This window comes from Streptomyces sp. L-9-10 (assembly GCF_004151105.1).
Taxonomy (GTDB): Bacteria; Actinomycetota; Actinomycetes; order Streptomycetales; family Streptomycetaceae; genus Streptomyces.
On the sequence record NZ_PHRF01000008.1, the window covers coordinates 123,948 to 146,144 of the forward strand.

Here is a 22,197-nt window from a genome sequence, read left to right on the forward strand (position 1 = left end):
ACTCCGGTCTCCAGGCCCGTGTCCCGTGGGCCGTGTCCTGTATCCCGTGTCCCGTGCCCTGGCCCTACGACGCGTTGAGGACGCCCGTCCGGTAGATGGTGCCCGCGCAGGCGTTGGAGATGCTCGTCTGACCGCTCGGGGCGCCCGGCTCCGCCGTGTGGGTCACCGCGACCGAGCCGTCCAGCGTGCCGCCGTCGGTGGTGAGCTGGGTCACCGTTTCCGAGCCGTCCGAGCCGGTGTCCGGTCCCGTACCAGGGTCGCCGGTCGTGCCCCCCGAGCCGTCCTCGGACGGGGAGGGGTCGGGCGAGGCGCCGGTCGTCGGACAGGTCTCCGAGGGCACCCAGGCGAACTTCACCTCGTACGCGCCGTTCGGCGGCAGCACCAGCGCCGCCGCCTCCTGGGAGGGGTCGGGCAGCCCGGTCGCCGGGTCGCCCGCGGTGTGCGACGCGACGAGGATCTTGCTCTGGTCGGCCGCGCCCGTCGCCAGGAAGTTGACCGTGCCGCGGCCGGTGACCGAACAGCCCGATGCCGAGACATTGGAGACGCGGAAGCTCCCGTAGACCGTGCCCGCGGCGTCCGGGGTGCCCGTCTGGCCGACGACCAGGAGCTGGCTGGAGTCGCAGGGGGACGAGGAGGCGGTCTCGTAGGGGGCTTCGGAATCGACCGAACCGTCCTTGCCGCCGTCCGGCGAACCCGACGCGCCCCCGCCGTCCGGCTTGTCCGTCTTATCGGTCTCGTCCTCGTCGGCGGACACCTTGTCGGAGGGACCGTCCGCGTCCTTCTTGCCGCCCGTGGTCTCCTTGTCGGCGTCGGCACCGCCCTGCGCCTGCTCGCCGTGGCCGGTGCTGACGGCCCGGTCGTCCATCACGTCGGTGGAGTTGGCGACATGGACGAAGGCGGGGACCGCCGTACCGAACAGCAGCGCCGCCGCCGCCATACCGACGACCGCCTGGCGCTTTCTGGCTCGCCGGGTCGGTACGGCCTTGCGGAGATGGTCGAGGGCGCCGTCGGACGGCCGCAGGTCGCCCACGGCGCCGTGCAGCATCCGCCGCAGCGCCAGTTCGTCCCCGTCCAGGACGCCGTTCAGGTCGTTGCTCACGACCTCACCGCCGTCACCGTCACCGCGGTCGCCGGCACGGCCACCGCCGTCGCCACGGCCACCGCCGTCACCGCTGCCGCCCTTGGCGGCGTTCTTATCCCGGTCGGCACTCGTGTCACCGAGGCCGCTCAGCTCATTCTCCGGCCCGTTGTTCACAATTCCGTTTCCAGTCAGGTCGTTCGTCGGGGCGTCCGGCCCGGCCGGCTCGTGCCCGCGGCGCTCGCCGCGGCCCTCGCCGCGATCCGTACCGGGGCTCTCGCCCCGGCCGAATCCGTGCCGGTCCTCGCGCCCACTCATGCCGTGGCCTCCATGGCGACGCGCAGCGCCGCTATGCCCCGCGAGCCGTATGCCTTCACCGAGCCCAGGGATATCCCCAGCGTCTCGGCGACCTGCGCTTCGGTCATGTCCGCGAAGTACCGCAGGGACAGCACCTCGCGCTGCCGGCGCTGGAGTCCGCGCATCGCCTTGATCAGCGCGTCCCGCTCCAGCAGGTCGTACGCGCCCTCCTCCGCGCTCGCCATGTCGGGCATCGGCTTCGAGAGCAGCTTGAGACCGAGGATGCGGCGGCGCAGCGCGGAACGGGAGAGGTTCACGACCGTCTGCCGCAGATACGCGAGGGTCTTCTCCGGCTCACGTACGCGATTGCGCGCGGAGTGGACCCGGATGAAGGCTTCCTGGACGACGTCCTCACAGGAGGCCGTGTCGTCCAGCAGGAGCGCGGCGAGACCGAGCAGCGACCGGTAGTGGGCGCGGTAGGTCTCGGTCAGGTGGTCGACGGTGGTACCCGCGGCCATCGCCTCGTCAGCGCCGTCGCGCTGGGACGGTATACGTGCGGGCCGCGCGGCGGGCATGGGGGCGATCACCGGCATGCCGCCCGGCGTGCGGGGCCGACGGAGCGGACGCACTGTCGCGCCGCGCACCGGGCCGATCGCTGTGATTTCGAGAACCTCTGCCACGCCAGTTGGACACGCTTCCCCCCACCAGGGTTGTACGCGCACGCCATCCCATTTGACGCTGCACCAAATACCCTCATGCGTAACTGATCTCCCCCTATGCCCCATATTTGCGACACCGCAAAGGGGCGACCGCAGAGACGCTTTCCAGCCGTCCAGCGGTTGCAGAGCTCTCGCGGAAAGACGGATGTGCATCGTCGAACACGACAACGTCCCAGTTCAAGAGGCATAGAGCGTGGAACTGCCCACAGGACGTTCACAGATTCTACAAAGTTTTGCGGATCTTTGGCTTCCTGATTTCGCTCGCTCACGCGGCTACCGCTCCCGGACGGTGGGGAGTTACGGCCGCGACAGCTCGACGGCGACGGCCTCGGCGATCTGAGCCGTGTTCAGCGCGGCACCTTTGCGTAGATTGTCGCCGCAGACGAACAGCTCCAGCGCCCGGGGGTCGTCCAGCGACCGCCGTACCCGCCCCACCCAGGTGGGATCCGTCCCCACCACATCGGCCGGCGTGGGGAAATCGCCCGCCCCGGGGTTGTCGAACAGCACCACGCCCGGCTGGGTCGCCAGGATCTCGTGCGCCCGGCCGACCGTGATCTCCTGCTCGAAGCGCGCGTGCACGGCGAGGGAGTGCCCGGTGATCACCGGGACCCGGACACAGGTCGCCGACACCCGCAACGTCGGCAGGTCCAGGATCTTCCTGGTCTCCTCGCGGATCGCCATCTCCTCCGAGGACCAGCCGCCCTCCAGGGCGGACCCGGACCACGGCACGACGTTCAGCGCCAGCGGGGCGGGGAAGGGCCCGGTGGCATCGCCCACCGCGCGGCGCACATCGCCGGGGCGCGTGCCCAGCTCCGTACCCGCGACCAGGGAGAGCTGTTCACGCAGCGCGCTGACGCCGTCCTGTCCGGCGGCGCTGACCGCCTGGTACGAGGAGACCGTCAGCTCCCGCACGCCGAACTCGGCGTGCAGCGCGCCGACCGCCACGATCATCGAGAGCGTGGCGCACCCCGGGCTCGCGATGATGCCGCGCGGACGGGCCCGTACGGCGTGGGGGTTGAGCTCGGGCACGACCAGCGGGACATCGGGGTCCATGCGGAACGCGGCCGAATTGTCCACGACCACGGCACCCTTGGCCGCGGCGACCGGTGCCCACCGGGCGGACACCTCGTCCGGTACGAGGAACAGCGCCACGTCCACACCGTCGAGAACCGCCTCGGAGAGCGCGACGACCTCGGTCGCCTCACCGCGTACGGACAGCTTGCCGCCCTCCGTACGGGGTGAGGCGATCAGCCGGATGTCGCCCCAGACGTCCGCGTGCTGCGACAGGATCTGGAGCATCACGGCGCCGACGGCTCCGGTCGCACCCACGACCGCGAGCGTCGGCCCGCCGTTCATCGCGCGGCGCTCCGCGCGGCGCCGCGGGGCGCGGAAGGCGCGTTCATCGTCCGGTGCCTCCGTAGACCACGGCCTCGTCGGAGTCGCTGTCGAGCCCGAAGGCGGTGTGCACGGCGCGCACGGCCTCGGTGACCTCGTCCGCGCGGGTGACCACCGAGATACGGATCTCGGATGTCGAGATCAGCTCGATGTTCACGCCCGCGTCCGAGAGCGCCTCGAAGAATCCGGCGGTGACGCCCGGGTTGGTCTTCATGCCGGCGCCGACGAGCGAGATCTTGGCGATCTGGTCGTCGTAGCGCAGCGACTCGAACCCGATCGTCGGCTTCGTCTTCTCCAGCGCGTCGATCGCCTTGCGGCCCTCGGTCTTCGGCAGCGTGAAGGAGATGTCGGTCAGACCGGTCGACGCGGCGGAGACGTTCTGCACCACCATGTCGATGTTGATCTGGTTGTCGGCGATGGCGCGGAAGATCGTCGCGGCCTCGCCGGGCTTGTCGGGGACACCGACGACCGTGATCTTCGCCTCTGAGGTGTCATGGGCGACACCGGAGATGATGGCCTGCTCCACCTTGCGGTCCCCTTGCGGTTCGTTGCTGACCCATGTGCCCTGGAGCCCCGAGAACGAGGAACGGACATGGATCGGGATGTTGTAACGGCGTGCGTACTCGACGCACCGGTGCAGCAGCACCTTGGAGCCGGAGCTGGCGAGCTCCAGCATGTCCTCGAAGGAGATCCAGTCGATCTTCCGGGCCTTCGTCACGACCCGGGGGTCCGCGGTGAAGACGCCGTCCACATCGGTGTAGATCTCGCACACCTCGGCCTCCAGCGCCGCCGCGAGCGCGACAGCGGTGGTGTCCGAGCCGCCACGGCCCAGCGTAGTGATGTCCTTCTTGTCCTGGGACACCCCCTGGAACCCGGCGACGATGGCGATGTTGCCCTCGTCGAGCGCCGTACGGATCCGGCCCGGCGTGACATCGATGATGCGCGCTTTGTTGTGGACCGAGTCGGTGATGACGCCCGCCTGGCTGCCGGTGAACGACTGGGCCTCGTGGCCCAGGTTTTTGATCGCCATCGCCAGCAGGGCCATGGAGATCCGCTCTCCCGCGGTCAGCAGCATGTCGAACTCACGCCCGGCGGGGATAGGGGATACCTGCCCGGCGAGATCGATCAACTCGTCCGTCGTGTCGCCCATCGCCGACACCACGACGACCACTTGGTGGCCGTTCTTCTTGGCGTCGACGATCCGCTTGGCGACCCGCTTGATGCCCTCGGCATCGGCTACGGAGGAGCCTCCGTACTTCTGCACGACAAGGCCCACGTGCGCTCCTCGCTCAGTCCATAGTCACTGTCGGCTCAGTTTAACGAGCGGCCGCACGACGTCCCGGCTATACCACATCGTGAGATGTCCCGCCCACTCCGTGATCACCTTGAGACGGACACGGCCGCTCGGTGTGCATGCATGCCCCCGATGGCGCGGTACACGCGGGAACGTGGCCCACGTCACGAAGCTTTGCCCGCTCACGCCGCCCGTGTCACGCCCGAGCCGCCCGTGTCACCTGAGCGTGCGCATGCCCAGCGGGGTCGCGATCTCCTCCGCCATCACCCTGCCGGCCTCCTCCGCCAGCACGTCCTCGGCCTCCTCGGTCAGATCCTGGTCGGTGTCGAGGCCGTCCAGGGCCGGAAGCGGCTGGTCGAGGCGTACGTGGGCGACCAGCGACTGAAGGGCGCGGAGAGTGGCGGAGGCGGTGGAACCCCAGCTGGAGAAGTACGAGAACTGCCACCACCACAGCGCCTCGGTCGTCCGGCCCGCGCGGTAGTGGGCCAGGCCGTGGCGCAGATCCGTCACCACACCGGCGATGTCGTCGGAGATACGGGACGGCACGGGCGCCTTGCGCGGTTCGTACGGGTCGAAGACCTCGGAGTAGACATCGATCGGTTCGAGGATCACGGCGAAGCGCTCGCGCAGGTCGTCGACGTCCGGCTCGGGGCCGAGATCGGGCTCGTACCGCTCGTCGGGAAGGATGTCCTCGTGGGCACCCAGCCGGCCGCCGGCCAGCATGAGCTGGGAGAACTCCAGCAACAGGAACGGCACGGCACTGTCCGGCTCATCGCCCTTCGCCACTTCCGTGACGGCCACGATGAAGCTCTCGATCTGGTCGGCGATCTGGACCGCGAAGTCGTCCGGATCCTGGTTCACGGCGTGCAGCGTTGCGTCAGACATCGAGAAGTCGTCTCCCCTCGAAGGCACGCCCGAGCGTGACCTCGTCGGCATATTCCAGGTCGCCCCCCACGGGCAGACCGCTGGCCAGGCGCGTGACCTTCAGGCCCATCGGCTTGATCATGCGGGCGAGGTACGTGGCCGTGGCCTCGCCCTCCAGGTTGGGGTCGGTCGCCAGGATCAGCTCGGTGACCGTACCGTCGGCGAGACGGGCCAGTAGCTCACGGATCCGCAGGTCATCGGGGCCCACGCCCTCGATGGGACTGATCGCGCCGCCGAGCACGTGGTACTTGCCGCGGAACTCGCGGGTGCGCTCGATGGCGACGACGTCCTTCGGTTCCTCCACGACACAGATCACCGTCACATCGCGGCGCGCGTCACGGCAGATCCCGCAGCGCTCCTCCTGCGCGACATTGCCGCACACGGCGCAGAACCGGACCTTGTCCTTGACCTCGAGGAGGGCATGGGCGAGACGGCGCACATCGGTCGGCTCGGCCTGGAGGATATGGAAAGCGATCCGCTGCGCGCTCTTGGGACCGACGCCGGGCAGCCTGCCCAGCTCGTCGATCAGTTCCTGGACCACGCCTTCGTACAACGGACTGCCTTCCCTACTACGGTGAGTACATACGCTAGTTGGTGTCAGCGCGGGTTAGAAGAGCGGGTTACGCGGCTTACGCGGGCGGGAAAGAGCGCGGAGGACGCGTCAGAAGGGCAGGCCCGGCATCCCGCCGAGTCCCTGCGCCAGCGGACCCAGCTTCTCCTGCTGGAGCTGCTGCGCGTTGTCGTTCGCCGCGTGCACGGCGGCGACGACGAGATCCGCGAGGGTCTCCGTGTCCTCGGGGTCGACGGCCTTCGGGTCGATGACCAGAGCACGCAGCTCCCCGGAGCCGTTGACCGTGGCCTTCACGAGACCACCGCCCGCCTGCCCCTCGACCTCGGCGTCCGCCAGCTCCTCCTGTGCCCGCGCGAGGTCCTGCTGCATCTTCTGGGCCTGCTGGAGCAGCTCTTGCATATTGGGCTGACCACCACCGGGAATCACGGTCACTCCTGGCATCTCGACGACGAGTTACTGGACGAGTTGTCCGTAAGGCGAGCCTACGTGGTCCCCGAGCACCGCGCCCTACCCCGCCGGAACGAACCCCAAGCGAACTCTTTCGAGTGAGAGCCTCGCGCTCCCCTACCTGATCACGGCACCCACACGGAAGGAAATGCCGGGGTTTCGGGCACAGCGCCCACCATTTGGCGGTAGGAAGTGCATACGCGTCAACAGGCGCGTCGACAGGCCCTGGGCAGCCCCCGGCCCGTACGCGCGCACACCGACCGTCACGCAGAGTCACAGCCAGACCGTAGAGGAGTACCCAGGTGAGCCAGCCGGAGATGCAGCCCGGAGGCCCCGCCCGGGAGGAGGGGCCTCCGTCCGGGGAGACCACCGGCGAGGACGAGAGCGGCCCGCCGCCCTACGGCGATCTGACGGGCGGCCCGTTTCCGCTCGGGGACTGGGGTGAGCCGGCGGAGCGGCTCGACGAGCTCTACCGCTGGGTCGAGACGGGGGCGCTGCGCACGGTCGACTGGTATCTCGCCGACCGGGTGCGCAAGCGGCGCGGCGCCCGCGCGCTGCGGGCGGCGACGGCCCTCGCGGTGACGGCGGGCGCGGCGCTGCCGCTGCTGGATCTGACGGGCGCGGTGACCGGGGCCGCGGGGTGGGGATACCTCTCGCTGCTGCTGGGCGCGGCCTGTGTGGGGTGCGACCGGTATCTCGGGCTGACGTCCGGCTGGATGCGGGCGGTCGCGACGGCGCAGGCGGTGCAGCGCAGGCTGCAGACGTTCCAGTTCGACTGGGCGTCGGAGTGCGTACGGGAGGTCCTCGGGCCGACCGAGGGCACGGCCAGCGAGGCGGCGGAGCGCTGCCTCGGCGTCCTGCGGCGGTTCACCGAGGACGTGACGGAGCTGGTGCGGGCGGAGACGGCGGACTGGATGGTCGAGTTCCGCTCGGGCCCCGCGCCGCTGATGATGCAGTCGGTACCGATGGGCGGGGCACGCGGCGAGGGCGTCGTACCGCCCCCGGGACGTTTTCCGCTCCCCCCGGGCGCCCGGCCGAACATGCCGAGGCAGCGACCGCCGGAAGCGCGGTGAGGGCGGGGGCGCGGTGAGGGACGGGGGCACGGTGAGGGACGGGGGTGGGGACCGGGGGCGCGGTGAGGACCGGGGGCCGGGCGGGGGTCGGCTCGCGCCGGCCCCCGGCCCCGGTCCTCGGCCCCAGGCCCCCGGCCCTCATGCTCGTGCGCTCTTCAACTGAAGATGATCATCGAGCCCTGGCCCAGGCTCCTGGTGGCCGCCGCGTGCAGGCCGAGCCACACATGGCGCTCCCGGGCGAACGGGCCGTCGTCGTAAGGGATCGAGGTCGCCGGTTCCTCCAAGGACGTGGGGCGGGCCGGCGGGGCGGGGGCGGACGGGGGGTTGGCCGGGTCGATACCGATCGCCGGGCCGACGATCTCCAGCTCCCGCAGCAGACCCTGCGTGGAGCCCAGCGGGCCGCCGCCCGCGAGGAGTTCCTCGTTCGAGAGGGGCGCGTCGTAGTCCACCGGGACATACGCGCCCGCGTGGTCGTAGTGCCAGACCAGATGCGACTGCTGGGCCGTCGACTCGAACATCTCCAGCAACTGTTCGTAGTCGCCGCCCAGTTCACCGACCGGCGTCACCGCGAGGCCGCAGAGCTGGAGCAGATACGCGCGCCGCAGGAAGTGCAGCGCGTCATAGTCGAAGCCGGCGACCGGGGCGACATCCCCCGAGAGGCCCGGCATATAGGCGAAGACGGGAACGGACGGCAGCCCGGCAGCACCGAGTGCCTTGTCGTAGACGGCGATCTCTTCGGCGAAGGGGTTGTCGGGGCTGTGGCACAGCACATCGACGAGGGGGACCAACCACAGGTCACAGGCCAAGGGAGGCTCGCTCTCCAACGGGTTCGTACGCGGGCGCGCGATGGTCGCGACGGTCGGGACAGCGTAATGCGGCGGGCACGTCCAGCGAAGAGGCCGGGTCGACGGGGACCCGTATGTACGGGGTGGGCAGGGGGTGTTTCGTGTGTACGGGAGCCTCGGTGTGCGGGTCCTCGTGTGTACGGGAGCCTCGGCGTAAAGGGGCCTCGTGTGTACCGGGCCTTCCGAGTACGGGGCACACGTCGCCGACAGCACCCCGTGGACGGCGGATCACCGCGCAGGCGGCAGATCCCAGATCCATGCTCCGCCGATCCGCTTCCCCGGCCCTCCGAGGAGCTTCTCCAGCGTCTCGTACAGCGCCGCGTCATTGGGCTGCGACGCGAGCACCACCACCCCCGCCTTCCAGAACTCCAGGTCGAAGCGGGCCTGCGCGCGCCATTTCGCGTCGATGGCCGGGACCTGTCCGCTGTAGCGGACATCGCGCAGCAGATTCGACGTGTAGCGGGCCGGGGCACCGTAGATCCCCCTCCGCTCCTCGCCCCACGGCCCGTTGAAGTACCCGCCGGGCACCGAGAAACCGAGGCCGCTCGCCGACTGCCAGTGCAGCGCCTCCGCGTTGCCGGGGTCGGGCACCGGTACGGGCACCACGGTCTCGCCCTCGCCGACGTACGAGCGGTACATACCGTCCGCGATGAACGCCGGGACGTCCGGGCGCTCCCGTACCGGCAGCGGCGTCGGGACGATCGGCAGCAGGGCCCCGGCCACCACCGCGTACGCCACGAGCCGGAGCCTGCGCCGCTCCGCCAGGGCCGGTCCGCCGAGCCGTAGCTCCCGCTCCTCGGCGCGCCGGTCCGCGAGCCGGTCGGCCGCCAGCGCCACCAGCGCGCCCAGCGCGGGCGCGCAGATCATCGCGACCCGCGACTCGATGACCGACTCGAACAGCGGCTGATGGGCGAGGATCCGCCAGGGGCCCGTCAGCACCACATCCGTGAAGGGGATACGTATCTTCGGCCCCAGCGAGAGCAGCGCCGCCGCGGCCGCCGTGAACGCCAGCGCCCTGACCACCGCGGCCCGCCACAGCCACAGTCCGATCGCGGACGCCAGGGAGATCAGCGGCCAGCCGTAGAAGGCGTTCTGCTCGGTGCGGTTCATCGCGAGCCTGTCGGCCGTCGCGTCGTCGCCGAACAGCGAGCGCCCGGAGTACTGGAGGAAGGCGAGCGGGCTGTTGCCCGCGTTGTCGCCGTGCAGCACGCTGTGGTAGCTCTGCGGGCCGAAGAACTGCCAGTACAGCGGGATCGCGACCAACGGCAGGCACACCAGCAGCGCCCATCCCAGCCCGCGCAGCAGCGGGCGCAGCGCCGCCCGCGCGCGCTCGCGGTCCACCACGGCGTACGCGAGCGCGAAGAGCAGCGTGCCCATCACGGCGAGCAGCAGCGGCTCCTCGCCGAGGAAGATCTGATACGTCGCGAAGAGCCCCAGCAGCACCCCGTCCCGGACCACGCGCCGGCCCTCGCAGAGCCGCAGCGCCCGGTCGATGATCACCGGAATCATGAACAGGACGAGGAAGTTGGGGTGCGCGTTGGCGTGCGAGATCATCGGCGGCGCGAAGGCGGCGAGGGCCGCGCCGAGCGCCGCCGCCCGGCGTCCGCGCACGAGCCGGCGCGCGAACAGCCAGTACCAGGCGAGTGCCGTGGCCGCGAGGCCGACGGTCAGGACGAGCGCCCAGGTGACGGTCGGACCGAAGGCGAGCGTAACGGGAGTGAGCGGGACGGAGAGCCCGAGCATGACGGTGTTCGCCATGAGGTTCACGCCGTCGGGGAAGTTCTGGAGGGTGGTGAACAGCGGGTTCCGCAGGTGGGTGACGTTGTCGGCGGTGACCCGGAAGAACCACTCCCACTGGTTCTGGTCGGAGCCCGCGTCGGCGAGATAGGCGCGGTCGAGGTCGGCCCACAGCCCCTTGTAGAGGAAGAAGGAGGCGAGGAGGAAGAGCACGCCGACGACCAGGTCCGTACGGCGACGACGGCCGGGACCGGTGGTGCCGGCGGCATCGGCTGTATCGGCTGTGTGGGCTGTGTGGGCTGTGTGGGCTGTGTGGGCGCTGGAGTCGAGGCCGGGGCCACGCCGCGCCGCGCCGAGCCGTAGCAGCTCCAGCAGCACCCTTCCGTAGTCCAGCGGCTTCACCTTGGAGCCCCGCTGGTGCGCCCAGCGCACCGGCACCTCCGTCACCGGCCAGCCCGACCGCCGGAAGAACCGCAGGATCTCGACGTCTATCCCCCAGCCGTCCAGCCGGGAGCCGGCGAAGGCGGCCCGCGCCCGCTCGCCGTCGAAGAGCTTGAAGCCGCACTGTGTGTCGGCTATGCCGTCGAGCGCGACCAGCCGTATCAGCCGGTTGCCGAACCGCCCCAGCCACTCGCGCAGCGCCAGCTGCCGTACCTCGATCCGCGCGTCGGGGTGCGCGCGCGAACCGATCGCCGCGCCGTCGCCGTCCGCCCTGAGCTGCTTGTCCAGCCGGTCCAGCTCGTCGATCGGGGTCGCGAGGTCCGCGTCGGTCAGCAGTACGCGCCGGCCGTGCGAGGCCAGCACGCCCTGCCGCAGGGCATGGCCCTTGCCGTAGTTGCCGCCGCCCGTCACGACCCGGACGCGCGGCTCGCCCGCGGCGGCCTCGGCGGCGACCGCGGCCGTACCGTCCGTCGAGCCGTCGTCCACGACGATCAGCTCCCACGTACCCCAGCGGTCCTGGTCCGCGTTCAGATAGGCGCGGATGGCGTCCAGGGTGGGGCGCAGCCGCCCCTCCTCGTTGTACGCGGGGACGACGACGGACAGATCGACGCCCGACGGATTCGCGTCCGCCGGGTTCGTCGCGTCCGACGCATTCACGCCCGACGGATTCGCCGCATCTGCCGTGTTGCCCGCGCCCACTCCCGAGGCCCTCGCCATGTCGCCGGTCACCGTTGCGGACTCTCCAGCCTGTCCGCCCACGCGAGCGAATGGTTGTCGTACTCACCGATCACGGCACGCACCGCCGGTGCGTCACCGAGGGTCAGCGCGTCGACCAGCTGCTCGTGCCCGCCCCACAGCCTCTTGCGGACCTGCGGGTCCTCGCGCAGGAACGGCACCGAGAACACCCATGCCTGGACGCGCAGCCGGTGCAGGAAGTCCGCGACGTAGGGGTTGGCCACCAGCGCGCACAACTCGCGCCAGAACCGCAGGTCGTAGCCGATGAGAATGGTCAGATCCCCGCTCCTGGCCGCGCGCGCCGCTTCCTCGGCCCGGCGCCGTACGGACACCAGCACCGCGCCGTGCGCCCTGGCCGCCAGATGTTCGCCCTCCAGCCTGCGGAAGACGGCGTCCACGATCAGCGAGCGCGCGTCGACCATCCGCCGGAAGTCGTCCACCGAGAACTGGTGGACGCGGAAGCCACGGTGCTGGTCGGAGTCGAGCAGGTCCTGTGCGGAGAGGTCGACCAGCGCCTCCCTGACCGGGGTCGCGGAGACCCCGTACTGCTCGGCGATCTGCTTGACGGTGAATTCCTGGCCCGGCAGTAAACGCCCCGCGAGCACCTCGTCACGCAACGCGTCCGCGATCTGCTGCCGCAAGGTATTGCGGGTCACAGCTCCGCTGGCGGGCATGGTTTTCTGTCCCCTCGTCCGGCTTGGGACACCTTAAGCCAGGTGACGCGGGGGTTCGGGGCGGGCAGGCCGGACCCGCCCGCCCCCGCGCCGGGGCCACCCGGCCCCCACACCGGACCCCCACGCCGGACCCGCCCGCCGGGCTGTGCCGTGTGCTGTGGCTACACCGTGTGCTCGTCCGCGACCGCCAGCGCCAGGTCCAGGACAGCCAGCCCCTCCTTCGCCTCGGCCTCGGTGATGTTGCAGGCCGGCACCGCGTGCGTACGGTTCATGTTCACGAAGGGCCACAGGCCGTTCTTCTTGCAGGCCGCGGCGAAGGCCGCCATGGGCGCGTTCGCCTCGCCCGACGCGTTGTACGGCACGAGCGGCTCGCGCGTCTCCTTGTCCTTGACCAGGTCGAGCGCCCAGAAGACCCCCGTACCGCGCACCTCACCGACCGACGGGTGCCGGGCCGCCAGATCACGCAGCCCCGGGCCGAGGACCGTCTCGCCGATGTGCGCGGCGTGCTCGACGACCTTCTCGTCCGCCATCACCCCGATCGTCGCGACGGCGGCGGCACAGGCCAGCGGATGACCGGAGTAGGTCAGCCCGCCGGGGTACGGGCGGGTCGCGAAGGTCTCGGCTATCGCGGCGGAGATGGCGACTCCGCCCAGCGGGACATACCCCGAGTTGACGCCCTTGGCGAAGGTCAGCAGGTCCGGCACCACATCGAAGTGCTCGGCGGCGAACCACCTGCCCGTACGGCCGAAGCCCGCCATCACCTCGTCCAGGACGAAGACGATGCCGTGCCGGTCGCAGATCTCACGGACACCCGCGAGATAGCCGGGCGGCGGCGTCATGATGCCGGCCGTGCCCGGGATCGTCTCCAGGATGATCGCGGCGATGGTGGCCGGGCCCTCGAAGGCGATCGTCGCCTCCAGGTGCTCCAGCGCGCGGGCGCACTCCTCGGCCTCCGTCGTGGCGTAGAACGGCGAGCGGTAGAGGAACGGCGCCCAGAACCGGACCACGCCGGACGTGCCGCTGTCGGACGCCCAGCGGCGCGGGTCGCCGGTCAGATTGATCGCGGTGGACGTACCTCCGTGGTACGAGCGGTACGCGGAGAGCACCTTGGGACGGCCGGTGTGCAGCCGGGCCATCCGGACGGCGTTCTCGACGGCCTCGGCGCCGCCGTTGGTGAAGAAGATCTTGTCGAGGTCGCCCGGGGTGCGCTCGGCGATGAGGCGTGCGGCCTCGGAGCGCACATCGATGGCGAAGGCGGGCGCGAAGGTGGCGAGCCGGCCGGCCTGCTCCTGGATCGCCGCGACGACCGTGGGGTGCTGATAGCCGATGTTCGTGTAGACGAGTCCGCTGCTGAAGTCGAGATAGCGGTTGCCGTCGTAGTCCCAGAAGTAGGAACCCTCGGCGCCCGCGACGGCGAGCGGGTCGATCAGGCCCTGGGCTGACCAGGAGTGGAACACATGCGCGCGGTCCGCGGCCTTCACCGCGGCACCGGACTGCGGGTCGGCACGGCCGGCATCGTCACCGTGGCCGACGTGGTCGGTATGAGGGGTCATGCGGCAAGGGTAGGGAGGCGCGGGAGCGGGGCGGTATCGCCAGGTTGTATGGAGTGAGCCACTTTGGTCGGCATCCTGTCGGGGCGGGCGGTGCCGGGGGGTTGCCAGGGGTTGCCGGGGTTGCCGGGGTTGCCGGGGTTGCCGGGGTTGCCGGAGGTTGCCAGGGCCGGCCAGAGGATTGCCGGGGTGCTCACTTGGAGTCCAGCCGCCCCAGCGGGTGGGGGCCGGCGAAGGCCTTCTGTGTCGCTGTCCAGTCGGAGCTGTCGATGCCGAGTGCGTGGCGCAGGTAGGCCAGGGTGACCCGTTGGATCAGGGCGACGCGCTCGGGGTTCTCGTCGGTGGTCTCCGCGGCGTGGTGGCCGGAGATCCCACCGAGGAAGTGTTCGGCTCCGAACAGGGTGAGCAGGCTCTTGTCGCCGGGAGCCAGGACGTACGGATCGGTCGTCCAGTCCGCTCCCCGGACGGTCAGCGGGAGGACATCCCTGTCCCCCGCGACCACGAGGGCGGGGGTGGTCATGTGCCCGAAGTCCGGATGCCTCAGCCACGGCAGGTTCTCGGCCGCGAAGGGCGTCAGGTCGTCGCCGCCCTTGCCGGCCGTGGCCAGCAGTACACCCGCCTTGACGCGTGGGTCGGACAGGTCCTCCGCCTGGCCTGTCCGCGGGTCACGGACGCGCAGCCCCAGCAGAACGCCCGCCGTCTGGCCGCCGAAGGAGTGTCCGGCGGCGGCGACGCGGCTCCGGTCCAGCCGCCCGCTCAGGCCGGGGACGGCCGCCTCCAGTACATCGAGACTGTCGAGGACGCGCTTCATGTCCTCGACGCGGAAACGCCACAACTGCGGCGCGCGGGGATCGTCCGCGGGCACGCCCAGCGTCTTGGAGTCGAGATGCGTGGGCTGGATCACCACGAAGCCGTGGGCGGCCCAGTAGTCGGCCAGCGGTCCGTAACCGTCCAGCGACGAGCCGAAGCCGTGGGCGAACAGGACGATCGGCAGGTCGCGTCCGGTCACGGGCGCGGAGACGCGTACCCGCAGGTCCGCGCCGCGCGGGGGCAGGTCCGCACCGCGTGCCGCTGTCGGCGCCGGCCCCGGCGCCGGCAGCACGATCGGTTTGACCGAGACGACGGCGGTGTCTTGTTCGGGCATGGGCCACACTCCTTCGACGGACGGAAACGGGGCCGGTGGTGGGCGCCCCCTCACGAGTTACGCTAAAACCTGACGTCGACGTCAGAGGCAAGTCGGTGTGACCCAGATCGCAACGGGGGTGCGTGGTGCGTATCGGTGAACTCGCCACCAGGACAGGGGCCAGCGTCCGAGCCCTGCGCTACTACGAGGAACAGAACCTGCTCACCTCGGAACGCAGCCCCGGGGGCCAACGGCAGTACCCGGAGAGCGCGGTCGACCGCATCCAGCTGATTCAGCAGCTGTACGCCGCCGGCCTGTCGAGCAAAGTGATCGTGGAGCTCATGCCGTGCGTCGTCGACGGCAACGCCACACCGGAACTGCTGGACCGCCTGGCAGTGGAACGGGACCGTATCGACGGCCACATCACCGATCTGGTCAGCACCCGGAGCAGACTCGACTCCGTCATCGCGGGTGCCGGCACGCAACTGCGCACAGGCCGGTCCTGCCGGAACGAGGCCACCGGAGACGACTGACGCGGCGGCGGCCCGGCTCACTGGGCGGGGCCGGCTGAGTTCACCGGGCTGGGCGGGGCCGGCTCACTGGGCGGGGCCGGCTCAGTTCACCGGGCTGGGGCCGTCGTCCGGAAACGGGACCGGTACGCCGACGGCGTCACGCCAAGCTGCCGCAGGAACACCCGCCGCAGCGATTCGTCACTGCCGAGCCCGCTGCGCCGCGCCGCGCCAGTCACCGTCTCCCCCGCCTCCAGCAGCGCCTTCGCCGCCTCCAGCCGTACGGACTCGACGTACGCCGCCGGTGTGCTGCCGACCTGCTCGTTGAAGAGCCGGGTCAGATGGCGTGCGCTCAGCCCGCCGCGCCTGGCCAGCGCGGGCAGCGAGTGGTCGCCCGCCGGATCCGCCGTCACCTCCCGCAGCAGTCCGCGCAGCCCGTCGTGGCGCGGGCTCGGCGTACGGGCGGCCACGGAGAACTGCGACTGCCCGCCCGGCCGCTGGAGGAAGACCACCAGATCGCGGGCGACCTCACGGGCCAGCTCGACGCCCTCGTCGTCCTCGACCAGCGCGAGCGCGAGGTCGATGCCCGCGGTGACCCCGGCCGAGGTGTACGTACGGCCGTCCCGTACGAAGATCGCGTCCGGGTCCACGGTGATCGCGGGATGGCGCCGGGCCAGGACGGCCGCGTGCCGCCAGTGGGTGGTCGCGCGCCTGCCGTCCAGCAGCCCGGCGGCGGCCAGCGCGAAGGCACCGGTGCAGACGGACGCGATACGACGGGACCGCTCGGGGCCGGCCAGTTCGGCCACCGCGTCAAGGAGCCGGGCAGGCGGCGGGCGGTGCGGCAGGTCGTCGGAGCCCGGGACGACGAGCGTGTGCGTCCTGCCGACCTCGGCCGCCGCCACGTCGGCGTGCAGCCGGGTGCCGGTGGAGGTGATCACCGGACCGCCGTCCGCCGAACAGACCGCCGTGCTGTACGCGCCGCCGAGCCCGGCCGCCGTACCGAACACCTCCAGCGGCGCGGCGACATCCATCAGCCGAACGCCGTCGTACACGAACACGGTGATGTTTCTGCGCTCGCCGATGCGCCCACCGGTGTGCTCGCCGACGCGCTCTCCGCTGTGCTCTCCGGCCCTCATACGGCAACCGTAGCCCGGATCCATGGCCATATGTGTGGGATACAGGTCTGGATAGACATGGCAGGGACAGGGGCGGCGGGCTGACAGTGGAAGAGGAAGCCGAAGCGGAAGCCGAAGCAGCGTCGCGAAAGGAACCCGCCATGTCAGCCCCAGCCCAAGCCGAACGCATCGCCGGTATCGAGATCCCCGACAGCGCCCTCGCCAAGGAGGCCACCGAGCTGGTGCGGGACACCACCAGCCCCCTGTTGTACGACCACTCCCGCCGGGTGTTCCTCTTCGGATCCCTCCAGGGACGGCGGCGCGGGCTCACCTACGACCCCGAGCTGCTCTACATCGGCGCGATGTTCCACGACCTCGGCCTGACCGAGAGCTACCGCGCCTCGCGGCAGCGTTTCGAACTCGACGGCGCCGACGCCGCCCGCGACTTCCTGCTGAGCCACGGGCTCTCACAGGAGAGCGCGCGGATCGTCTGGACCGCGATCGCCCTGCACACGACGCCGGAGATCCCGTCGCACATGGAGTCCGAGGTCGCGCTGGTCACGGCGGGGGTCGAATTCGATGTGCTGGGGATGGGGCTGGACGCCGTACCGGACAAGGTGAGGGAGGAGGTCGTGGCGGCCCACCCGCGGCCGGACTTCAAGCGCCGGATTCTCCAGGCCTTCACGGAGGGGATCGAACACCGGCCGGAGACGACCTTCGGCAATGTGAAGGCGGATGTGCTGGCGCGCTTCTCGCCCGGGTTCGTACGGACGGACTTCGTCGATGTGATCGAGGATTCGGCCTGGCCCGAGTAAGCGGGACGGAACCCGTGAGAGGAGCCCCGGAACCCGTGGAAGGAGCGTACGAACGGAGCCCTCGAACGAAGCCTTCGAACGGAGCCCGTCGCTCCGGCGAACACCGGTCCGTAGAGGTTTCGTTCGAGGCAAGCGATGAGTTCGGCCGTGTCATGCGAGATGATCCGAGGCGTGACGATGGGGAGGGGCCGGCCGGCCATGGAGAAACTCGCAGCTGACGATCCGCAACGCATAGGCGCCTACCGGCTGCTGGCACGCCTCGGCGCGGGCGGCATGGGCCAGGTCTATCTGGCGCGCTCCGACCGGGGCCGTACGGTCGCCGTCAAGCTCGTCCACGAGGAACTGGCCGCGCAGGAACAGTTCCGCGGCCGGTTCCGGCAGGAGGTCGCGGCGGCGCGCCGGGTCGGCGGCGCGTGGACGGCGCCGGTCCTCGACGCCGACACGGAGGCGCCGGTGCCCTGGCTGGCGACGGGATACGTGGCGGGCCCGTCGCTCCACACGGTCGTATCGGGCGGGCCGGGCGGGCCCAGTGGGCCCGGTGGCACGGCCGGTGGCGGTTACGGTCCGCTGCCGGAACGTTCCGTTCGTATCCTCGCCTCGGGCCTCGCCCACGCGCTCCAGGACATCCACGCGGCCGGCCTCATCCACCGCGACCTCAAACCGTCCAACGTGCTGGTGACGATCGACGGCCCGCGCGTCATCGACTTCGGCATAGCCCGCGCGCTGGAACCGGTCGCGGACGAGGGCCTCACCCGGACCGGTTCGCTGATCGGCTCGCCCGGCTTCATGGCACCGGAGCAGGTACGCGGGGACCGGGTGACGGCGGCGTGCGATGTGTTCTGCCTGGGCTCGGTCCTGACGTACGCGGCGACGGGCCGGCTGCCCTTCGGCACGGCGGACACGGGTCTGCACGCGCTGATGTTCCGTATCGCGCAGGAGGAACCGGATCTGACCGGACTGCCCGCGAGTCTGACCGAGCTGGTACGCGGCTGCCTGGAGAAGGACCCGGCCGCGCGGCCGACGACACGGGACGTACTGGCCCGGGTGGGCGAGGCGGCGGACTCGGGGGCGGGACCGGGCGGCGAACCCTGGCTGCCGGGCGGCCTGCTGGCCCAACTGGGGCGGCACGCGGTGGAGTTGCTGGAGCACGAGGACCCGACGGGCCAGCTGCGGAAACTGGGCCAGGAAACGCCGCCGGGACCGGGACCGGTGCCGGAGACGAAGAAGGGACCGGAGCCGGGGCCGGAGCCGGAGCCGGGGCCGGGGGTGCGGGCGGAGACGCCGTCGGAACAGACGCTGCGGCTGGCGCCGACTCGGCCGGGTCCTGCCCCGACTCCGAAACCGACGGGCGCCTTCCCGGCCCCGACACCCACCCAGGCACCTGCTCCGGGCCCGGCACCTGCCCCCGGCCCAATACCTGCCCCGGGTCCCGCAGCTGCTCCCGGTCCGGCAGCCGCTCCCGGTCCGATACCTGCTCCGGGTCCGGCAGCCGCTCCGGGTCCCGCTCCGCAGCCCTACGGCTATCCGCAGCCGGGATACGGCCCGCCGCACCCTCCCGCGCAGTACTACCCGCCCCAGCACACGGCCTTCGGCCCCACCCCTCCGAACGGCATGACACCGACGTACGCCACGCCCCCGGAGCCCGAACCCGCGCCGCGCAACACCCGCGCCACGATCGCGCTGATCGCCGTGGCCGTGGTCGTCGCGATCGGGGCGGGCGGTTCGGTGTACGCCTTCATGGACGGCGACGACAAGAGCACACGGGTCAGCGGCACGGCCGACCCGACGCCCTCGGCCGACGATCCGGCCGGCCCTTCGTCGAAACCGTCCGCCGATCCCTCCCCGTCCCCCTCCGGGGAGGAGACCAAGGACGGCGACGTGCCCACGGAGTATCTGGGCACGTGGACCGCAGCAGTGGACACCAGCACGGGCAGCAGCAGCCGCGAACTCGTCATCGAGCAGGGCGAGGTGGGCGATACGGTCCTCTCCCTGACCGTGGACGGCCCACCCGGCGACGGCACATACCACTGCGTCTTCGCGGCCCCCTTGGCGTCGGCCCCGTCCCCGGACGAGCCGCTCCGTATCGGCCCCTCCACCGTCACCACCGGCGAACCCATGTCCTCCTGCACGCCCGGCACCCCGACGGAGCTGACCATCGAGCCGGACGGCACCTTGCGCCGGGTGACGACGGCCGGCGAGTCGCTGACGTACACCAAGGAGAACTGAGTTCAGTCGCCGTCGTGGACGTCGAGCGTGGAGAGACGGAAGCCGACCGTCTCCAGGACGTCTCGCCCCGGCGGCTCGCTGAGGAGCGCGATCGCCGCGTTCAGCAGAAGGAGCGGGTGGACGAAGCGGTCGCGGGCCGTGGGCGGGAAGTACCAGGAAAGCGGCCACGTACGCCCCGACAGCGCGGGCACCGGTACGTAACTGACCATATTCCGCGCCGAGTTGAACCGCTGAACGCCGGGCGGCCAGGAACGGTGGGCGGTACTTCCCGGCGGCACCAGGAAATACATTCCCCGCCGCCTATTCGCCTCGCAGACCACCGGCCCGGGTTCACCACCGCAGAGCGCCTCCAGCATGTCGGCGAGGCGGCGGCCGTCATCCGCGTCGACCCTCACGGCATCGAATCGGCATCCCGCTTTACGGAGCTGAAATCCGGAGGCCGGAATCCAATCGATGTCACCTAATTGGCGAGTTGTCGCATCCATAGGGACATTCTGACCTCCGCTGGCTAGCGTTTTCCATGTCTGGAAGGGGTACGTCGGACAGGGGTTGACCTGCCCGAACGCCCTTTACGGAAGGTCGAATTCCGTAAGTCTCGGTTGTGACCGGTTGAGTCGAAAAGGTGATCGCGATGGCGCGAGCGGAAAACAAGGAAACGGCGGGTCCTGCGACGCGACTGGTGGCTGATGTCGCCCGCAGGATGCGCATCAAGAAAAAGCTGACGCAGGAACAGCTGGGAAAGGAGATGGGCTTCTCGGGCACGGCGGTGAGCGCGATGGAGACGTGCGCGCAACCGGCGAGTGACGAGATGCTGGTGGCGCTGGAGCGGGTGCTCGGGGAGGGGATGGGCATCTTCGAGCAGGCGCGAGAGTACGTACGGCTGGACAAGTATCCGGAGCAGTTCAAGGACTATGTGCTGCTGGAGCAGAAGGCGGTGGGGCTACAGCTGTACGCGGTACAAGCCGTCCATGGTCTCTTCCAGACGGAGGAGTACGCGCGGGCCCTGATCGGCGGCGGCTATCCGCCGCTGCCCGAGCAGCGGGTGGAGGAGCTGGTCGAGGTCAGGATGGCGCGGAAGGCAATCTTCGACCGGGAGCCGACGGCACTGCTCGAACTGATCCTGGACGAGTCGGTGTTCACTCGGCCGATAGGGAGTCTGGAGATCATGCGCCGACAGTTCCTGCATCTCGCCGAGTGTGCGAAGCGGCGCAATGTCACGCTCCAGGTGCTGCCGCTGGACTGTGGTCTCAGCGGTGAGCATGCAGGCGCATACGGCGAAATGACCCTGGTGGAGACTCCGGACCACGACCACCTGATCTACCTGGAGCCACAGGAGGAGGGCCTCCTCATCTCCGACCCCGGAAAGGTGAGCACATACGGCCAGCGCTATGCGAAAATCCGGGCACAGGCCCTGGGTCCTCGCGAATCACTGGGCCTCATCGAACGGTTGGCGGGAGTCCAGCAATGAGCAACACCCTGCGGTGGTTCAAGTCCAGCTACAGCAACCCCAGCGGCGGCGAGTGCATCGAAGTCGCCTTCGACTGGCACAAGTCCAGCTACAGCAGCGACAGCGGTGGCGACTGCGTCGAGGTCGCCACCTGCCCTCACGCCGTCCACGTCCGCGACTCGAAGATCGTCGAAGGCCCCACCTTCACCGTCGCCCCCGACGCCTGGGCACGGTTCCTCACCTGGTCGGCCTGACCCGGAGCGGGGCCGGGCACAGTCCGGCCCCGCACGGTTCGACGCGGCATGTCCGCGTCTTTTGGAACCGAAATCGCTGAGACAGAACCCGGACATGCGCAGGATCATTTCAGGATCGACCCAGCCCTAGTGTCGTCGGTGTCAGCAGGAAGCACCGCAACCGACAGCCGCTGGAGATCATGATGCGCTCGCGTCTCGCCGCCCGTTCCACCCGTCTCGTCCTGGCCGCCGCGGCCGTGACGGCCCTGGCCGCCACCACCACCGCTTGCAGCGCCGACGACGGTGCGAACACCGGCAGCGCCGCAGCCTCTTCCTCCGTCGCCTCGGCCGGCAGCGACAACGCCTCCACCGCCAAGTCTGGTTCCAACGGTTCCGACTCCAACTCCAGCGGCTCCACGATCAAGACGGCCTCCGACGACGGCGGGAAGAGCGGCTACGGGCAGTCCTGCGGCACCAACGACCTGGACTTCACGGTCACCTGGGAGTCCGGGGTCGGCGGCTACTACCTCGTAGCCGCCAAGGCCAAGCCCGGCATCACCTGCTACCTGGACGTCAACACCCCGACCGTGTCCTTCGGCTCCGACGCCGACGGCGTCGCCTCCCCCGTCGGACAGGGCGGCGAAGACCCCATCCAGCTCACCGGCTCCGCCGTCGCGTACACCGGCATCGACGCCAAGACCACTGTGACCGATGGGGGCACGGAGTTCGGGAACGTCATCATCGCCCTCACCGAAGAGGACCCCAACCCGGCCGAGCTGGAACTCCCCGACATGGCCACCGTGGACAAGCCCATCGTCACCAACTGGTCCACCGACTCCGCCGAGACCATCCCTGTCATCGTCTGACGGGACCGCCCCGCGAGAAGCGCCCTGGGGTGGGGGGCGGTGGGTGCGGGCCGAGGGGGTACCCCCTCGGCCCGCACCCACCG

General features: G+C 70.5%; 21 protein-coding genes. 7 read left to right on the forward strand and 14 right to left on the reverse strand.

Annotated features, from left to right (window positions below):
• Positions 1–64: 64 nt before the first annotated feature.
• The 7 genes from CU044_RS02505 to CU044_RS02535 form a co-directional block, all read right to left on the reverse strand.
• Entirely contained in the window at positions 65–1,396 is a 1,332-nt protein-coding gene (locus tag CU044_RS02505) for a hypothetical protein (protein WP_240045289.1), read from the reverse strand.
• The gene (locus CU044_RS02510) at positions 1,393–2,055 is read right to left on the reverse strand and encodes a SigE family RNA polymerase sigma factor (protein WP_129766763.1); all 663 of its coding nucleotides are present in this window, start codon (positions 2,053–2,055) and stop codon (positions 1,393–1,395) included. Before CU044_RS02510 ends, CU044_RS02505 begins: the two co-directional genes overlap by 4 nt.
• A 336-nt stretch (positions 2,056–2,391) precedes the next feature.
• The gene (locus tag CU044_RS02515) at positions 2,392–3,450 is read right to left on the reverse strand and encodes an aspartate-semialdehyde dehydrogenase (RefSeq protein ID WP_129766764.1); all 1,059 of its coding nucleotides are present in this window, start codon (positions 3,448–3,450) and stop codon (positions 2,392–2,394) included.
• A gap of 43 nt (positions 3,451–3,493) precedes the next feature.
• On the reverse strand, positions 3,494–4,765 hold the full coding sequence (locus CU044_RS02520; protein WP_129766765.1) for an aspartate kinase: 1,272 nt from the start codon (positions 4,763–4,765) through the stop codon (positions 3,494–3,496).
• Positions 4,766–4,999: 234 nt separating this feature from the next.
• Positions 5,000–5,668, reverse strand: a complete 669-nt coding sequence (locus tag CU044_RS02525; RefSeq protein WP_129766766.1) for a DUF5063 domain-containing protein — start codon at positions 5,666–5,668, stop codon at positions 5,000–5,002.
• The gene (gene recR / locus CU044_RS02530; RefSeq protein WP_129766767.1) at positions 5,661–6,260 is read right to left on the reverse strand and encodes a recombination mediator RecR; all 600 of its coding nucleotides are present in this window, start codon (positions 6,258–6,260) and stop codon (positions 5,661–5,663) included. The genes CU044_RS02525 and recR overlap by 8 nt, the downstream gene beginning before the upstream one ends.
• 108 nt (positions 6,261–6,368) lie before the next feature.
• Positions 6,369–6,704 (reverse strand): YbaB/EbfC family nucleoid-associated protein, encoded by a 336-nt coding sequence (locus tag CU044_RS02535; protein ID WP_078490815.1) that lies wholly within the window; start codon positions 6,702–6,704, stop codon positions 6,369–6,371.
• A 323-nt stretch (positions 6,705–7,027) separates the two neighbouring features.
• On the opposite strand from CU044_RS02535, the gene CU044_RS02540 reads away from it, so the two are divergent.
• The gene (locus CU044_RS02540) at positions 7,028–7,798 is read left to right on the forward strand and encodes an SLATT domain-containing protein (protein ID WP_129766768.1); all 771 of its coding nucleotides are present in this window, start codon (positions 7,028–7,030) and stop codon (positions 7,796–7,798) included.
• Positions 7,799–7,953: 155 nt separating this feature from the next.
• Here CU044_RS02540 and CU044_RS02545 read toward each other — a convergent pair whose 3' ends face one another.
• The 5 genes from CU044_RS02545 to CU044_RS02565 all read right to left on the reverse strand — a co-directional run bounded on the left by CU044_RS02545 (position 7,954) and on the right by CU044_RS02565 (position 14,924).
• On the reverse strand, positions 7,954–8,604 hold the full coding sequence (locus CU044_RS02545) for a hypothetical protein (RefSeq protein WP_129766769.1): 651 nt from the start codon (positions 8,602–8,604) through the stop codon (positions 7,954–7,956).
• Between the two features lie 267 nt (positions 8,605–8,871).
• Positions 8,872–11,478 (reverse strand): dolichyl-phosphate beta-glucosyltransferase, encoded by a 2,607-nt coding sequence (locus CU044_RS02550; RefSeq protein WP_240045290.1) that lies wholly within the window; start codon positions 11,476–11,478, stop codon positions 8,872–8,874.
• A gap of 68 nt (positions 11,479–11,546) precedes the next feature.
• Complete coding sequence (locus tag CU044_RS02555) at positions 11,547–12,230, reverse strand: GntR family transcriptional regulator (RefSeq protein ID WP_129766771.1); 684 nt, start codon at positions 12,228–12,230, stop codon at positions 11,547–11,549.
• Between the two features lie 161 nt (positions 12,231–12,391).
• A complete protein-coding gene (locus CU044_RS02560; RefSeq protein ID WP_129766772.1) occupies positions 12,392–13,783 on the reverse strand; it encodes an aspartate aminotransferase family protein in 1,392 nt (463 codons plus the stop codon).
• Between the two features lie 190 nt (positions 13,784–13,973).
• Positions 13,974–14,924: a chlorophyllase gene (locus CU044_RS02565; RefSeq protein WP_129766773.1), complete on the reverse strand. Its 951-nt coding sequence runs from the start codon at positions 14,922–14,924 to the stop codon at positions 13,974–13,976.
• A gap of 125 nt (positions 14,925–15,049) precedes the next feature.
• Between CU044_RS02565 and CU044_RS02570 the strand changes: the two genes are divergently transcribed.
• Positions 15,050–15,436 (forward strand): MerR family transcriptional regulator, encoded by a 387-nt coding sequence (locus CU044_RS02570; RefSeq protein ID WP_129766795.1) that lies wholly within the window; start codon positions 15,050–15,052, stop codon positions 15,434–15,436.
• An 86-nt stretch (positions 15,437–15,522) separates the two neighbouring features.
• On the opposite strand, the gene CU044_RS02575 is transcribed toward CU044_RS02570, so the two are convergent.
• Entirely contained in the window at positions 15,523–16,548 is a 1,026-nt protein-coding gene (locus CU044_RS02575) for a DJ-1/PfpI family protein (RefSeq protein ID WP_129766774.1), read from the reverse strand.
• A gap of 140 nt (positions 16,549–16,688) precedes the next feature.
• Between CU044_RS02575 and CU044_RS02580 the strand changes: the two genes are divergently transcribed.
• Positions 16,689–17,342: an HD domain-containing protein gene (locus tag CU044_RS02580; protein WP_129766775.1), complete on the forward strand. Its 654-nt coding sequence runs from the start codon at positions 16,689–16,691 to the stop codon at positions 17,340–17,342.
• Positions 17,343–17,540: 198 nt separating this feature from the next.
• A complete protein-coding gene (locus CU044_RS02585; protein ID WP_129766776.1) occupies positions 17,541–19,568 on the forward strand; it encodes a serine/threonine-protein kinase in 2,028 nt (675 codons plus the stop codon).
• 2 nt (positions 19,569–19,570) lie between these two features.
• On the opposite strand, the gene CU044_RS02590 is transcribed toward CU044_RS02585, so the two are convergent.
• The gene (locus CU044_RS02590; protein ID WP_240045291.1) at positions 19,571–20,053 is read right to left on the reverse strand and encodes a hypothetical protein; all 483 of its coding nucleotides are present in this window, start codon (positions 20,051–20,053) and stop codon (positions 19,571–19,573) included.
• Positions 20,054–20,199: 146 nt separating this feature from the next.
• Between CU044_RS02590 and CU044_RS02595 the strand changes: the two genes are divergently transcribed.
• From CU044_RS02595 to CU044_RS02605, 3 genes are all read left to right on the forward strand, one after another.
• A complete protein-coding gene (locus CU044_RS02595; protein WP_129766777.1) occupies positions 20,200–21,036 on the forward strand; it encodes a helix-turn-helix transcriptional regulator in 837 nt (278 codons plus the stop codon).
• Positions 21,033–21,269 carry a DUF397 domain-containing protein gene (locus CU044_RS02600; RefSeq protein WP_129766778.1) on the forward strand — a complete coding sequence of 79 codons (237 nt, stop codon included), beginning with the start codon at positions 21,033–21,035 and terminating at the stop codon, positions 21,267–21,269. The genes CU044_RS02595 and CU044_RS02600 overlap by 4 nt, the downstream gene beginning before the upstream one ends.
• Before the next feature lie 182 nt (positions 21,270–21,451).
• A complete protein-coding gene (locus CU044_RS02605; protein ID WP_129766796.1) occupies positions 21,452–22,114 on the forward strand; it encodes a hypothetical protein in 663 nt (220 codons plus the stop codon).
• The last annotated feature ends 83 nt before the right edge of the window (positions 22,115–22,197 follow it).

Coding starts and splice junctions, on each gene's coding strand:
- CU044_RS02505 (WP_240045289.1), bottom strand. CDS start 1,396: ATGAGTGGGCGCGAGGACCGGCACGGATTCGGCCGGGGCGAGAGCCCC.
- CU044_RS02515 (WP_129766764.1), bottom strand. CDS start 3,450: ATGAACGGCGGGCCGACGCTCGCGGTCGTGGGTGCGACCGGAGCCGTC.
- CU044_RS02525 (WP_129766766.1), bottom strand. CDS start 5,668: ATGTCTGACGCAACGCTGCACGCCGTGAACCAGGATCCGGACGACTTC.
- CU044_RS02555 (WP_129766771.1), bottom strand. CDS start 12,230: ATGCCCGCCAGCGGAGCTGTGACCCGCAATACCTTGCGGCAGCAGATC.
- CU044_RS02560 (WP_129766772.1), bottom strand. CDS start 13,783: ATGACCCCTCATACCGACCACGTCGGCCACGGTGACGATGCCGGCCGT.
- CU044_RS02565 (WP_129766773.1), bottom strand. CDS start 14,924: ATGCCCGAACAAGACACCGCCGTCGTCTCGGTCAAACCGATCGTGCTG.
- CU044_RS02575 (WP_129766774.1), bottom strand. CDS start 16,548: ATGAGGGCCGGAGAGCACAGCGGAGAGCGCGTCGGCGAGCACACCGGT.
- CU044_RS02580 (WP_129766775.1), top strand. CDS start 16,689: ATGTCAGCCCCAGCCCAAGCCGAACGCATCGCCGGTATCGAGATCCCC.
- CU044_RS02585 (WP_129766776.1), top strand. CDS start 17,541: ATGGAGAAACTCGCAGCTGACGATCCGCAACGCATAGGCGCCTACCGG.
- CU044_RS02590 (WP_240045291.1), bottom strand. CDS start 20,053: ATGGATGCGACAACTCGCCAATTAGGTGACATCGATTGGATTCCGGCC.
- CU044_RS02595 (WP_129766777.1), top strand. CDS start 20,200: ATGGCGCGAGCGGAAAACAAGGAAACGGCGGGTCCTGCGACGCGACTG.
- CU044_RS02600 (WP_129766778.1), top strand. CDS start 21,033: ATGAGCAACACCCTGCGGTGGTTCAAGTCCAGCTACAGCAACCCCAGC.
- CU044_RS02605 (WP_129766796.1), top strand. CDS start 21,452: ATGCGCTCGCGTCTCGCCGCCCGTTCCACCCGTCTCGTCCTGGCCGCC.